The sequence below is a fragment of the Tenacibaculum sp. SG-28 genome (assembly GCF_002954385.1).
In the GTDB taxonomy this organism is placed as follows: Bacteria; Bacteroidota; Bacteroidia; order Flavobacteriales; family Flavobacteriaceae; genus Polaribacter.
Genome location: NZ_MQVY01000007.1, coordinates 19,887 through 33,756, shown reverse-complemented (window position 1 = coordinate 33,756; position 13,870 = coordinate 19,887). Strand labels below are relative to the sequence as shown.

At 35.4% G+C, this 13,870-nt stretch carries 11 protein-coding genes, 1 tRNA gene and 1 pseudogene; 4 read left to right on the top strand and 9 right to left on the bottom strand.

Going from position 1 to position 13,870, the window contains the following annotated elements:
- Positions 1-12 precede the first annotated feature (12 nt).
- The 3 genes from BSU00_RS12435 to msrB all read right to left on the bottom strand — a co-directional run bounded on the left by BSU00_RS12435 (position 13) and on the right by msrB (position 4,338).
- A complete protein-coding gene (locus BSU00_RS12435; RefSeq protein ID WP_105004666.1) occupies positions 13-2,019 on the bottom strand; it encodes an alkyl/aryl-sulfatase in 2,007 nt (668 codons plus the stop codon).
- Between the two features lie 263 nt (positions 2,020-2,282).
- Positions 2,283-3,848 (bottom strand): YdiU family protein, encoded by a 1,566-nt coding sequence (locus BSU00_RS12430; protein ID WP_105004665.1) that lies wholly within the window; start codon positions 3,846-3,848, stop codon positions 2,283-2,285.
- Positions 3,849-3,891: 43 nt separating this feature from the next.
- Positions 3,892-4,338: a peptide-methionine (R)-S-oxide reductase MsrB gene (gene msrB / locus BSU00_RS12425; RefSeq protein WP_105004664.1), complete on the bottom strand. Its 447-nt coding sequence runs from the start codon at positions 4,336-4,338 to the stop codon at positions 3,892-3,894.
- 107 nt (positions 4,339-4,445) lie between these two features.
- On the opposite strand from msrB, the pseudogene BSU00_RS12420 reads away from it, so the two are divergent.
- Positions 4,446-5,653: pseudogene (locus BSU00_RS12420) on the top strand (Pycsar system effector family protein).
- A gap of 36 nt (positions 5,654-5,689) precedes the next feature.
- Here BSU00_RS12420 and BSU00_RS13575 read toward each other — a convergent pair.
- The 6 genes from BSU00_RS13575 to era form a co-directional block, all read right to left on the bottom strand.
- Positions 5,690-7,135, bottom strand: a complete 1,446-nt coding sequence (locus BSU00_RS13575) for a hypothetical protein (protein WP_233188742.1) — start codon at positions 7,133-7,135, stop codon at positions 5,690-5,692.
- 8 nt (positions 7,136-7,143) lie between these two features.
- Complete coding sequence (locus BSU00_RS13570) at positions 7,144-8,082, bottom strand: hypothetical protein (protein WP_233188741.1); 939 nt, start codon at positions 8,080-8,082, stop codon at positions 7,144-7,146.
- A gap of 145 nt (positions 8,083-8,227) precedes the next feature.
- Positions 8,228-9,538, bottom strand: a complete 1,311-nt coding sequence (gene der / locus BSU00_RS12410) for a ribosome biogenesis GTPase Der (protein ID WP_105004663.1) — start codon at positions 9,536-9,538, stop codon at positions 8,228-8,230.
- A gap of 181 nt (positions 9,539-9,719) precedes the next feature.
- A complete protein-coding gene (locus BSU00_RS12405; RefSeq protein WP_105004662.1) occupies positions 9,720-10,400 on the bottom strand; it encodes a type 1 glutamine amidotransferase domain-containing protein in 681 nt (226 codons plus the stop codon).
- 91 nt (positions 10,401-10,491) lie between these two features.
- Positions 10,492-11,070 carry a Crp/Fnr family transcriptional regulator gene (locus BSU00_RS12400; protein ID WP_105004661.1) on the bottom strand — a complete coding sequence of 193 codons (579 nt, stop codon included), beginning with the start codon at positions 11,068-11,070 and terminating at the stop codon, positions 10,492-10,494.
- Between the two features lie 17 nt (positions 11,071-11,087).
- Positions 11,088-12,002, bottom strand: coding sequence for a GTPase Era (era, locus tag BSU00_RS12395; RefSeq protein ID WP_255402356.1), 915 nt, complete (start codon positions 12,000-12,002; stop codon positions 11,088-11,090).
- Positions 12,003-12,107: 105 nt separating this feature from the next.
- Here era and BSU00_RS12390 point away from each other — a divergent pair.
- The 3 genes from BSU00_RS12390 (at position 12,108) to BSU00_RS13560 (ending at position 13,616) form a co-directional block, all read left to right on the top strand.
- Positions 12,108-12,180, top strand: a tRNA-Met gene (locus tag BSU00_RS12390).
- A 111-nt stretch (positions 12,181-12,291) separates the two neighbouring features.
- A complete protein-coding gene (locus tag BSU00_RS13565; protein ID WP_233188740.1) occupies positions 12,292-13,029 on the top strand; it encodes a hypothetical protein in 738 nt (245 codons plus the stop codon).
- A 38-nt stretch (positions 13,030-13,067) separates the two neighbouring features.
- Positions 13,068-13,616, top strand: a complete 549-nt coding sequence (locus tag BSU00_RS13560) for a site-specific integrase (RefSeq protein ID WP_233188739.1) — start codon at positions 13,068-13,070, stop codon at positions 13,614-13,616.
- Positions 13,617-13,870 lie beyond the last annotated feature (254 nt).

Here is a 13,870-nt window from a genome sequence, read left to right as displayed (position 1 = left end):
CTTTTCTTTTTGTTATGGTTGAACTATATTAAACCAAAATTCAAAGGCATCAATCTTAGAAAGTAAATTTGTAAAAGCCTTTGCATCCCCATCAATAGCAATCTGTTTGTTTTTTAGTAAATCTGCAAAATTGGCTTCTCCAAGGCTTACTTTATTCAAATCAGAACGCGACATGTTAATTGTAGCGGTGATATTTTTAGCAACGTGCTTACCCATCCTAGGCATTACCGAACCATTACTTACAATTAAGGCAAGTTTCTCGTTGGTATCGGTAAGGTTAATGTTAAAATTATACTTTAGATCGGCATTTTCGTACCCTTTGAATCGCATGCCTAAATATTCAAAATATAGTTGTGTATCCATACCTTTTATCATGTCTGGTGTTGCCGTAGAACCCATATTTATTTTTTTAACAGGGGTTCTCAGTTCTTTAGCACCGGTTAGATAAAAGTTTCTCCAAGGACCTGATTCTGCCTGGTAACCTAATTGCTGGTATGCATCTGCTAACAGATTTTTTGCTTCTTGATTGTTCGGGTTAGCAAAGACAAGATTATTTAAACATTGTGCCACCCATCGGTAATCTCCCTTGTCGTAATATTCTTTTGATTTTTTTAGTACGACCGCTTCACCTCCCATCATTTCTACAAATCGCTTCCCGGAATCTTCAGGGGTATGCGGATCTAAATTAGCCGGATTGCCATCAAACCAACCAAAGTATAGTTGGTATTGTGCTTTCACATCATGGCTTACGGATCCGTAATAACCGCGATTGTAAAATTCTTTATTTAAGTTTTCGGGCAGTTTTATCATTTTTGCTAATTCGATAGGTGTATATCCTTGATTGGCAAGACGTAAGGTTTGGTCGTGTATGAAACGATAGGTGTCTCTTTGTTTCTCTAGATATGGAATGATGTTCTCATTACCCCAAGTAGGCCAGTGGTGGGATCCAAACGAAACTATCATTTCTTCTCCCCACGCTGCAATACATTCATCAATATACCTACTCCATTTTTGCCCGTTTCTAACCTGTGCTCCACGTAAGGTGTATAGATTGTGTAGGGTGTGGCTTAAATTTTCGGATTGGCAAAAAGCCTTGTAGGATGGGAAATAAAACATCATTTCTGCTGGTGCTTCTGATTCTGGGGTATATATAAACTGTATTTCAATACCGTCTACCATCTGAGAAAATTTAGAACTGGCACTTATGATACGGCTAGGTTTCACAATTCCTGTATTTCCTTTAGCCGAAGTTGTTCCCAAACCACTTCCTAGACTTCCGGTGTCTGTTTTTGGTAATAAATTACCGTACATATAAGTTGCTCGTCTTGTCATTGCATTTCCTGCCATAACGTTTTCACTAATGGAATGTTCGAAAAAACCTTCCGGTGCAAGAACTTCTATTTTTCCCGAGGTTACGTCCTCGGAAGATAGTAACCCTTTGACACCACCAAAATGATCAACGTGAGAATGCGTAAAAATAACCGCTTTAACAGGTAATTTCCCTAAGGTTTTATCCACTAGCTCCATAGCTGCTTTAACTGTCTCTGGGACGGTTAGGGGGTCAATGATAATCCATCCTGTTTTTCCTTTAATTAAGGTCATATTTGCAAGGTCAAAACCTCGAATCTGGTAGATGCCCTCTGTTACTTCAAATAATCCATTGATGGCAATCAATTGGCTTTGTCTCCAAAGACTAGGATTTGCAGTATTTGGAGCATCTTTGTTAAGAAATTTAAATTGCTCCATGCTGTAAGATACTGTTTTGTCTTCTTTGAGAATTACGCCATCAGCAATAGTTGCTAAAAAACCTTTTTGGGCATTTTTAAAATCTGTTGAATCATTAAAGTTAAGATAGTTTTGTATTTCTTTTTGCTTTGCAATGGTATATTTGGTAGCTTCTAAATTAGTTTTTGTTTGCTGTGTTTCTTTACTGTCTTCAGTTTTTTCATTGGATGTGCAATTCAACAGAAGAGAGAAACATACAATTGCGTATACAACTTGGATTACTTGGGTTCTCATAAATAGTATTTTTTCATTGTAATAAATTATTTAAAAATAATAAAATATCTTAAAAGATAATTTTTTAAGTTTCTAGTTTTGTTAATTTAACCATTAATGTGTTTTTTTTAGCGTTGAATACACCATTTCTTGCGATAAAGTAGAAGTTTATCCTTTTGTTTCAAGTTTTCATATTTGGGCAGCTTATTTACCGATTGGAAAATATATAGTAAATTTTCCGTGTAGCATAACGAATTATTATTGGTAGTGCAGTGTTTGAAAATTTAAGAACTACACGACAACATAGAACAGCCGATCTTATGCCTTGCCCATTCGGGGCGTTTTACAAACCAATATTCTTTTTCTGGTTGTTCTTCGTACGGGTTTTTAAGAAGGATAGCTAATTCTTCTAAAAGTGTATAGTTACCTTTATTTGCTTTATCAATCGCCAATTGGGCCATGTAATTTCGCAGCACGTATTTCGGGTTTACAGCATGCATTGCTTTTTTACGAAAAACATCTGATTTGCTTTCCTCTTGAATTCTGTCGAGGTACGAAGATAGCCAATCGTTCCAGTATACTTTTATTTCGTTTTGCAATTCCGATAGGCTGTAAAATGCAGGTTTGATTTTATCAAAAGCTACAGGTATGGTATCTTTTTTAGTAATCGTTCCTAATTTTCTAAAAAAAATAGTCATATCAGTCTCTGTAAGTTCCAGGGTCTCTTCTAGTCTTCCAATAAGTTCGATGTCATTTTTCTTTGGAACTAGTAATCCAAGCTTACTTCGCATCATTTCCAAGGATTTTTTTTCAAAAATACTGTCATATGTATCTAAGATTTCCTGTATTGGTTTTACTTCATGAATCAGTGGGTATAGTGCATTTGCCAATTTGTAAAGGTTCCACAATCCAATAAATGGTTGGTTGCCGAAACGATATCGTTTATGCTGCGCATCGGTAGTATTTGGAGTCCATGCTTTGTCGTATCCCTCAAGCCAACCATATGGTCCGTAATCTATAGTTAATCCGAGAATAGACATGTTGTCTGTATTCATTACGCCATGCACAAATCCAACCCGTTGCCAATGAACAAGCATCTCAATGGTTTTGTCTCTAACTTTGGATATAAAATCCAAGTACTTACTTTTACCCGAAGCAGTAATTTCTGGGAAAAAGTGTTTTATAGTGTGGTCGGATAACTGTCGCAATGCAACTAGATTGTTTCGTGCTGCCAATAGTTCAAAATTTCCAAATCGAATAAAGGATGGTGCCACTCTGCAAACGATAGCCCCTTTTTCATAAGCAGGATTTCCATTATACATGATGTCTCTCATAACTTTATCACCGGTTAAACTTATCGATAATGCTCTTGTAGTAGGAACGTTGAGGTGCTCCATAGCTTCGCTGCACAAGTATTCTCTAATAGAAGATCGAAGTACTGCTAGACCATCGGCCGACCTGGAGTAAGGCGTTTCTCCAGCACCCTTTAATTGTATTGCCCAGCGCTTGTTTTGATGCACTACTTCCGTAAGATTTATAGCTCTTCCATCCCCGAGTTGTCCTGCCCAATTTCCAAACTGATGCCCACCATAGCACATGGCATAAGGATGTGTTCCTTTTAGTAATCTATTTCCCGTGACAATCTCTTTAAAATAACTTGTTTTTGCCTCCTTTCTATCAATCCCTAACTCCAATAACATTTCTTCCGAAACATGCAGTACTTCCGGATTACTCGTTTTTTTGGGAGTAACATACGAAAAGCATGCATCGTAAACCTGGCGGCGTGAATTTTCTATCATTTTATCCGCTGGTAATTCTTTAGAATAAGATTCGTTTATATTGAGCTGCATGGGTAATTAAATGTCTGTTGCATGTTTATTTTAATCAGGGTTTTTAAATTTCTTCTAATTGTAAAGAAATAGAATTTACACAATAGCGCAAGCCACTTGGTGGAGGACCGTCTGGAAACACATGTCCTAAGTGTGCATCACAGGTATTGCACAAGATTTCTACACGAATCATTCCGTGTGAAGTGTCTTTGTGATATTTTACAGCATTTTCTTGAATCGGTTGCGTAAAACTAGGCCAACCTGAATTCGATTCGAATTTTATCGCAGTATCAAAAAGTGGTGTGTTGCAACAGGTACAATTATATTTTCCATCTGAGAAAGAAGAACAATGCTCGCCGCTAAAAGGTCTTTCTGTTCCCTTTAACCTTGTTATAGTATATTGTTGAGGGGTCAGTATCGATTTCCATTCCTCGTTGGATTTTTCAATTCTATTGCTGGGATTTGGAGTACCGTTTTGGGTGTAATCCATAATATTTTTCCAAGTAAGCATACGTAATAAATTTTGGGTTTGTTCTTGCTCCTGTCTTCTTACAAATTTACAATTATTAAAAATGATAAAGAATAGTTATTTTTACCTACTTTTTAAGCAGTTTTACTATGAAGGATATAATAGCCAAGAGCGAGCATCATGTGCTTTCTTTTTTCAATGCAAATTTGAATACAAATTACGTATATCACAATATTGCACATACCCAGCGTGTGGTTCAACAAGCAGCGGTATTGGCAGACTTAGAACTGTTAGAGGAGGAAGAAAGACAAAAACTTAGTGTGGCAGCTTGGTTTCACGATACGGGGTATGTATTGCATCCTTTAAATCATGAAGAAGAAAGTGTGCGTATCGCAACTGAATTTTTAACTAAATTAGGAGCAGAGCACTTTATCGCAGATGTTTCACAAGCAATACTCGCAACCAAACTTGGAGAGAAGCCCATAACAAAATTAGGCAGGTTGTTAAAAGATGCAGATTGTTCTCATGTAGGTAGTGAAAATTACAATGAATATTCCGAACTGCTCAGAAAGGAGTTTGAACTCTCGCAAACTAAAACTTTTACAGATCAAGAATGGTTGCAGAGTAATATTAATTTCTTGGTACACAAGCATCAATTTTACTCTGTTGGAGGTGCTAAACTATGGGGTACACAAAAATCTAAAAATATTGCAGTGCAGTTAAAAGCGCAAAAAAAGCTAGGTCGTCTTAAAGAAAAGTTAGTGCAAAAAAAAGAAGAAGTGACGTCGCCAAAAAAAGTAAAGGAAGCTCCTGGTAGAGGTATTGAAACCATGTTTCGTGTTGCATTGCGAAATCACATAACGCTTAGTGATATAGCAGATACGAAAGCTAATATTTTACTGTCTGTGAATGCCATTATTATTTCAATGACGATATCTACTTTGATACCTAAGTTAGATAATCCATCTAATGCATATTTACTTATTCCATCTGTTATTTTTATTTTTTTTACGATGGTTTCTATCATTCTATCGATTTTGGCAACCAGACCAAATGTAACCCAGGGAAAATTTACTAAAGAAGATGTAGCAGCAAAAAAAGTAAACCTGATTTTTTTGGGAACTTCCACAAAATGAGTTTGACCGAATTTGAATGGGCGATGGACGAAATGTTAAAGGATCGCGATTATCTGTATGGCTCGTTAACCAAGGATCTCTATTTTTTAGGATTAGTATTAAATAGAAAGTACAATTTGTTGCGAACTACCTATACGGTGTTTATGATTGGTTTAATTGTTAGTGTTATCGCATTTGTGGTTGCGTTTTATTTACAGAGTTCGGCAGCACATTCTGTTTGATTATGTACTTTCTTAGGAGAGATAGAATACTTAATATTAGTGTTTCTTGAACTCTGATAATATCTGATCTACAGTTAAGGTATTTTTTTTAGAAAAGTTTTTTTGATAAACAACCGCTACACGTAGAGCTTTTAGGCCAGAAACTCCTTGTAAATCTTCTAATTCTAAATATTCCACTTCGCCAAGTAATTTTTTAGATTGTAGATATTTAATGTACTTTATATATTCTTCAGCATCTTTGTCTTGGGAATATACAATCGATATCTTATTAGGAACAGTTAAGCGTTCCTCCGAATTCTTTAAATGGGCTTTGTCAATACGTTTTTTTATAATTTCATAACGAATATTGTAGGCGCCATCTACATCAAATTGTTTCTCTTCCATGCGAAATTTTATAGATAATGAATTGCTGTGCACTAAAATTAGAGATGCAACCTCAAGAGGATATGGCAATTCTTTCCTCATCTGATGCGCAATATTTTCCAATTCACACATATTTTGAAGTTGCCACAATCTTAAATTATACAAGTAAAGAAAATCGAATGTTTTTGCTTTAGTAAGCGATTGCCCAATGTACATGTTGTATTCCACGCCATCGGTTTTGTAACGCTCAAAATAATGAGGAAACATTTTCTGTGCTTCTTCTTGTTTCGTGTCTAGATATTTTGCCAACTTATCATTTAATTTCGTAACGCTTTCCTCATATAGCTTTCTCTTATGATAGATTACATGAAGATCCGGGTCTATGGTTTCCATGTATTGCTGCACGAGATCTTTTAAAGAGTTATTCTGTTTTTTAAAATGGTTAAATACAGGATAGATATCTTTTTTTAAAAAATCTAGTATAGACACTTCATCTCCGGCTTTTAGCCCTAGCTTAATTTCGGTTAAGTACGCTTTTACTCTGAAGCTTAGTTCTTTGTAAATTGGTAAGTTTTCAAGTACAGAGGCTTCGTTTAATACTGCAATAGCTAACTGAAGTTGCTTCGTTAGATCTTCCTTAATGGATTTATTTCTCTCTTCTGAAGACCCCTTTACATCAATTTGACCGTACAATGGAAAGACATTTGGGAAAATAATTTCCTCAATTTTGGCATCTTCATTTTTGAAATTTAATGCTTGTTGGTAATTTTCCGCGGCTTCATAAAATCGCCACTTTACAGCAGGATGTATGGAGGTGTAGTGCTCTTGAATTGTAGCTTCAAGTATGTTTAAGAACTCTTCTGAGTTTCTATCTGCAGAAGCCTCAAAAACAGGAAGAATATCTTTGAGTTTGTATTTGTTAACTGTATTCAATTGGTATTCTTTAGGAGCCCCGATTTCTAATAATACAGCTTCCTTTTTATTAGAGGTATTAATAGGTAACAATATGATACTCCCAATATTATTCTTTTTCAATCGCTTGTAAAAAGCATTTTCTTGGGTAATGGCACCATATTTTGAGATGTCAGAAATTACCACGTCTTTTTTCTCTTTGAACAATTGTGCTATTATATGGTCACAAAAAAATCTTTGCAAGTAACAGAGGTGCTATCTTCTAATAGTATGCTTTCGGATCTTTTAACTCGCAAAGATCTTTCGTTTACGTTACCAACATCAAATACAGAATATCCAACTTTTAAATCTCTTATAGCAAAAAAAGCACTGAGGTTTTTTTGTAAATTTTTTAATATGCTACCATCGTCTTTACGCAAAAGATTTGTCCGAATGGCTGTTAAGGTCTCGTCTACCGAAACATCAAATAAATTCATGATGGCAAATCCCTTCAATATATAAGACTCTGGAGGGAATTTTTCTTTCCAAAGTGCAATATTATCAAAGTTTTCCAATAATAATTTATAGTCTTCTTCTGTGATTACAGGAGCTTTATCCGTAGGGATAACCTCCATGAAATCGGCATTAATGGCTACTTTGTAGTGCTTTGTGATTCCTAGTTTTTGATCGGGTATATCAAAATAGAAAGGGCGTTTTAGATCAACGGTAAATTTATAGACGTAGTTTAGAATAAAAGTACATACAAAAATATACATTGTGTCGTCTTCAAAATTACGCACTTTGAGTTCGTAATCTTCCCCAGCATTTTCTAAAATAGTCTTAAAACGCTTCGTAAATTTAAAGGAAGTAAAGGAGAAAGGTATGGTGGCTGTTTTTATTTCATTTGTAGATAGTATTTCAGGAAACAATGCCGCCAAAAGTAAATCTATGGTTTCATTGTGTTTTTCTAGCAATGAAAAGTTAGAAAATCCCGAGATTAATTCAGGGTACTGTTCAATTTGTTTAAGCAGTACTTTAGAGGTTTGGTGAAACGGGTGCGTTTTTAGCGCATCACTCGCATATCTTTCGATACCATCAACTATCTTTTTGAAACTAATACTAAAAGATATGGGTAACTCTAATTTTTCAACGCCTTGTAAATTTCTTATCTCCATCGTATTTAATTTACCTTAGGTAAAAGTACAAAAATACTAATTTCATGTGGCTTTCGTATGTGCACATACGATTTCTGCCTAAAATTATAATTTTGTAAGTAGTTGAATTATTATTGTTAAGAAGCCTTAAAAGGCTTGTAAAATCTTATTTTTGTCGGAAATAAATACTTATCGGTACCCCAGTAAAATCATAAATTTCTCGCAATTGATTTTCTACATATCTTTTGTAAGGTTCTTTGATGTATTGCGGAAGATTGGCAAAAAAAGCAAATTGAGGTGTATGCGTTGGCAACTGCATGCAATATTTTATTTTGATAAATTTACCTTTGGTAGCTGGTGGCGGATTATGCTGCATAATTTCCAGCATTGTTTCATTTAATTTACTGGTTTGTATACGACGTTTTCTATTTTCAAAAACTTCCACAGCAGTTTCAATCGCTTTAAAAATTCGTTGTTTGGTCAAAACTGAAATAAATACGATTGGAACGTCAGTAAAGGGTGCAATCTTTTTTCGGATTTTTTCTTCAAAGTCACGCATTGTATTTGTTTCTTTCTCAATTAAATCCCATTTATTCACTAAAATTACGATGCCTTTTCTGTTTTTTTCTGCAAGCCAAAAAATCTTTTCATCTTGCCCTTCAAAATCTCTTGTAGCATCTATAACCACAATGGCAACGTCACAATGCTCGATCGCTCGGACAGCACGCATTACCGAGTAAAATTCTAAATCTTCTTTTACTTTCGATTTTTTTCTAATTCCGGCGGTATCAACTAGGTTAAAATCAAAGCCAAATCGGTTGTATTTCGTGTCGATAGAATCTCGTGTTGTACCCGCTATATTGGTGACAATATTTCTATCTTCTCCAATTAAGGCGTTGATAAAAGAAGATTTACCTGCATTTGGCCTTCCAACAACAGCGAAACGAGGAAGTTCTTCTGCAGCCTTTTCATCGTCGAACGGAGCAGGAATTTCCGCTGCGATGGCATCGAGTAGGTCTCCAGTCCCACTTCCGTTAATGGAAGAGATCGTGTAGTAATCTCCAAGACCTAAATTGTAAAATTCAACCGCATCTACATCACGCATCGCATTGTCTACTTTGTTAACCGCAATAAATAGGGGTTTTTTAACTTGGCGGAGTATTTTTGCCACTTCATCATCCATTGGAGTAATACCTTGTTCGACATCTACTACAAATACAATAATATCTGCCTCGTCTATGGCTAGTTGCACTTGTTTTCGAATTTCACCTTCAAAGATATCATCAGATCCTACCACATATCCACCCGTGTCTATAACAGAAAATTCTTTTCCATTCCATTCTGATTTTCCATAATGTCTGTCTCTGGTAACACCACTAACAGAATCAACAATGGCTTCACGACGTTTTACCAAACGATTAAATAAGGTAGATTTTCCTACGTTGGGTCTTCCAACTATGGCTATAATATTACTCATTTTGCAAAGGTAGTGTTTCTGGAAAATAAAACCACTATGGTTTTGAAATCTATAATTTAAAGCGACTAGTTTTAGAGGAAATTAGTGTTTTGTAGTAGTTGTAATAAAAAAACAAGCCCACGAAGGCTTGTTTTTACAGTTGCGAGTTGCTAATAGTTGATTATAATTGTCTGGGAAGAAATTATGAAAGTGAATTGGAGAGTAACTCTGCAACTAATTCTGATGAAGCTGGATTTTGTCCTGTTATTATATTACCATCCTCTATAGCATAGGGATGCCAGTCTTCTTTTTTCGAATAGATTCCACCGTTTTCTTGTAGCATATCTTCTACTAAAAATGGAACAATAGCTGTTAATTGAACTGCTTCTTCTTCTGTATTGGAAAAACCAGTTACTTTTTTATTATTTACCAATGGAGAACCATCCGAATTTTTAGTGTGTTTGAATACCGCAGGTGCATGACATACTGCCGCTATGGGTTTGTTTTGTGTATTAAAGCTTTCAATTAGTGCAATTGAGCTTTTGTCTTCTGCTAAATCCCAAAGTGGTCCATGGCCACCGGGATAAAAAACTGCATCGTAGTCTGCGGCATTAATCGTGTTTAATGGTTGTGTATTGGCAATTGCGTTTTGTGTCTCTGTATCGGTATTGTATTTTTCTGTTGCAGGAGTTTGGAAGTCTGGAAGTTCACTTTTTGGGTCTATTGGAGCCTGTCCTCCCTTTGGCGACGCAATAGTAATCGCAAATCCTTTCTCTTTTAACTTATAATAAGGAGCTGCAAATTCTTCAATCCAAAATCCTGTTTTTTCTCCTGTATTTCCAAGCGTATCATGGCTTGTCATTACAAATACTATTTTTTTCATTTTTCTTATTTTACGTGAAAAGGTATTCTATTCGAATACATTACAAAAATATAAAGGAGGAGAAATGTAAAAATTGATGTATGGTAAGAAATTATTTTTTCAATATAGATTTTCTTATTCTACTGAGACTCTCTGTTGTTATTCCCAGATAAGAAGCAATGTGGTAATTGTTTAGGTTCTTTTCTATTCTGGGATACTTTACTAAAAATTCTTGATAGCGAACGGTTGCAGGTTTTGCTAAATTTGATAATATTCGACGTTGAAAACTTGCGAAGGCTTTTTCTAATTTAAGGCGAAAGAAAGTTTCTAGTACTGGAATTCTTTTGTACAATAATTGCATGTCTTTCTCCGAAATTTTATAGACAACAGCAGTTTTTACACATTCAATATGCAACATTGCTTTGCTCTGTGAGAAGTAAGCAGTGTAATCGCTAATCCACCAATCTTTGATAGCAAATTGTAGGGTGTGTTGTTTTCCGGTTTCTTGTAAATAGTAGGTTCTTAAACAGCCACTTTCCACGTAGTATTGGTGTTGTACCAATTCTCCAGCCTTTAAAAGTATGCTTCCTTTGGGTAGTTCTATTTTCTCAAAACAAGTTGCGATTTGTCTTCTTTCCTCAGCACCTAAGGAATAATCTTTAAATACCGATAACAGAATTTCGTTTTCCATAGTTAAAAAAATGAAATCTAGTCTTTATATCCAAAGCGCTTTAATTGTCGTTCATTAGAACGCCAATTCTTATTTACTTTGACATACAAATCTAAAAATATTTTTTTATTAAAAAATTGCTGTAAATCTTTTCTTGCTTCTGTTCCAACTCGTTTTATAGCACTGCCTTTATGCCCAATAATGATTCCTTTTTGCGTTTCACGCTCTACCATAATTACCGCACGAATTTTTATAATGCCTTCCTCCTCTATAAAACTCTCGGTTTCTACTTCCACGGCATAAGGAATTTCTTTTTTGTACTGTTGAAGAATTTTCTCTCTTACGGTTTCATTTACAAAAAAACGTTCTGGTTTATCTGTCAGTTGATCTTTGGGGTAAAATGGAGGTCCCTCTGGTAATAATTCTATAATCTTGTAAAAAACAGTTTCTACATTAAATTTTTCAAGCGCCGAAATAACGTACACAAAAGAGCTAGGGACTTTCTTTTTCCAATATTCCACTTTTTCTTCCACTTCTTTTTGTGAAGATTTATCTATTTTATTAAGTAAAAGAATAACCGGAATTTTACTGTGAATTATTTTATTGAAAAATGCCTCGTTTTTGAGTTCCTTTTCCCCAACCTCTACCATGTATATCAAAACATCGGCATCTTCAAAAGCAGATTTTACAAAATCCATCATAGATTCTTGAAGTTCATAAGCTGGTTTTATTATTCCGGGGGTATCTGAAAATATAATCTGATAATCTTCATCATTCACAATACCAAGAATACGATGTCTTGTGGTTTGTGCTTTTGATGTAATAATGGAAAGTTTCTCGCCAATTAGAGCATTCATTAAGGTTGATTTTCCAACATTAGGGTTTCCAATAATGTTTACAAATCCTGCTTTGTGTATCATATTACAAAGATACGTGCTTTTTACGGAAGAAATGATTTTTTAAAGTTCTGTTACTGTTTCTGTTACGATAATTAAAAGACAAAAGCCTATTATTCTTTGTGTTTCAGGAATAAAAAATCGTATCTTTGTAACATAAATCGCGGGATAGAGCAGTAGGTAGCTCGTCGGGCTCATAACCCGAAGGTCACAGGTTCGAGTCCTGTTCCCGCTACAAGGCGTAAGCTACTGATTTTAAACGGATTGTTACGGAACAATCCGTTTTTTTATGTCTATAACTTTCTTACTTTTACGTACCGTAAACGCTACCGTAAACGTTTTTGATATGAAATTGAATTTTTCTGAGCCTAAAATCTACACTGGGGGAGTGTTGATTTCGGAGTGGTCTAAACTGTCTCGTACCCAACAAAAACAGGCTTTATCTAAGGATTGGTTTTTGTATTATTCTTTTCGAGATCCTAAAACCAAACGCCTAAAACGACAGCCGCACATCAAGGCTGGCGTAAACAAATTTAAAACCAAAAAAGAACGCATCTCGTTTTTAATGACTTTGCAAAAGGCTTTGGTAGAACTTTTAAAAGCAGGCTTTGATCCTTACCAAGACAATACCGAACTAAAACGCAAGTTTTTTGACCGTGAAGAAGCTCCTGCAGTACAAGAAATTATTCCCGAACCCATACAAGCTCCGGTTAAAAAAGTTCGTGCTGCTAAAAAGGTAAAAGCAAGATCAAAATCAAAAACAAAGAAAGCACAGGGGAAGACCTGCAAAGAAGCCATTGCTTTTGCCATGGAGTTAAAGCAAAAGGTAATGAACCAAAACACCTGGTCGCGTTATCGCAGTAGAATCGGAAGGTTTGGTATTTGGCTTACCGAAAACGGATTTATAAACCAACCAATTACAAGCATAGAAAAGAAAGACATGAGCAGATACCTCAACGAGGTACTGCAAAAAACAAGTGCTATAAACAGAAACAACACCCGAACGGATTTGAGTTCTTTATTTCAGGTAATGGTAGATAACGAACTGTTACAGATAATATTATCCAAAGAATACCGGTATTAAAAACCACACCAAAACGCAACAAGACCTACACCCCAGAGATGGAACAAAAACTGTATTCGTATTTGCAAAGCACCGATCCGAGTTTGTATTTGTTTGTACAGTTTATCTCGTACAATTTTTTGCGCCCTATTGAGGTATGCCGATTGCGGGTAGAGGATATTGATGTAAAGGACAAAAAGCTATATGTAAAGACCAAGAACCAACCGATAAAGACTAAAATTATTCCGGATATCTTATTGCAGCAATTACCCGATATGGAAGGTGTGGATCCGAAAGCCTTTTTGTTTACCAAAAATGGCTTACTAGGCAGTTGGAAGGCACAAGCATCGCATAAACGTGGAGAATTTACCGGAAGGTTTAGAAAGGTAAAAGACTACTTTGGATTAGACGATCGATATGGTTTGTATAGTTTTAGACATACCTTTATTACCAAACTATACCGAAAAATACGGGAGACCAAAACCCCATTTGAGGCCAAAAGTCAGTTGATGTTAATCACCGGACATACTAAAATGGAAACCCTTAGCCATTATCTCAGAGATATTGATGTAGAATTACCCGAAGATTACTCTTCGTTATTGCAATAAAGCAGGTAAAAAGACTATTTTTTTCTATTTAAAGGGTTACCGTAGGTACTTTATCGTGCACTAGCCTACTTTATCGCGATGTAGAGTGTCGTAGAGTGAATTAGCCGAACTAGCTACATTAGAGTCACACGCTTTATTTTATTCCTTGTATACTTCGCCTGTTTTTCAATACAGAATAGAATTTGGATGCAAAAGTGGTATATCAAGTAGTTAAAATGCTCCCTAAAGGTGAGCAAAGGATACTATTTGGTATG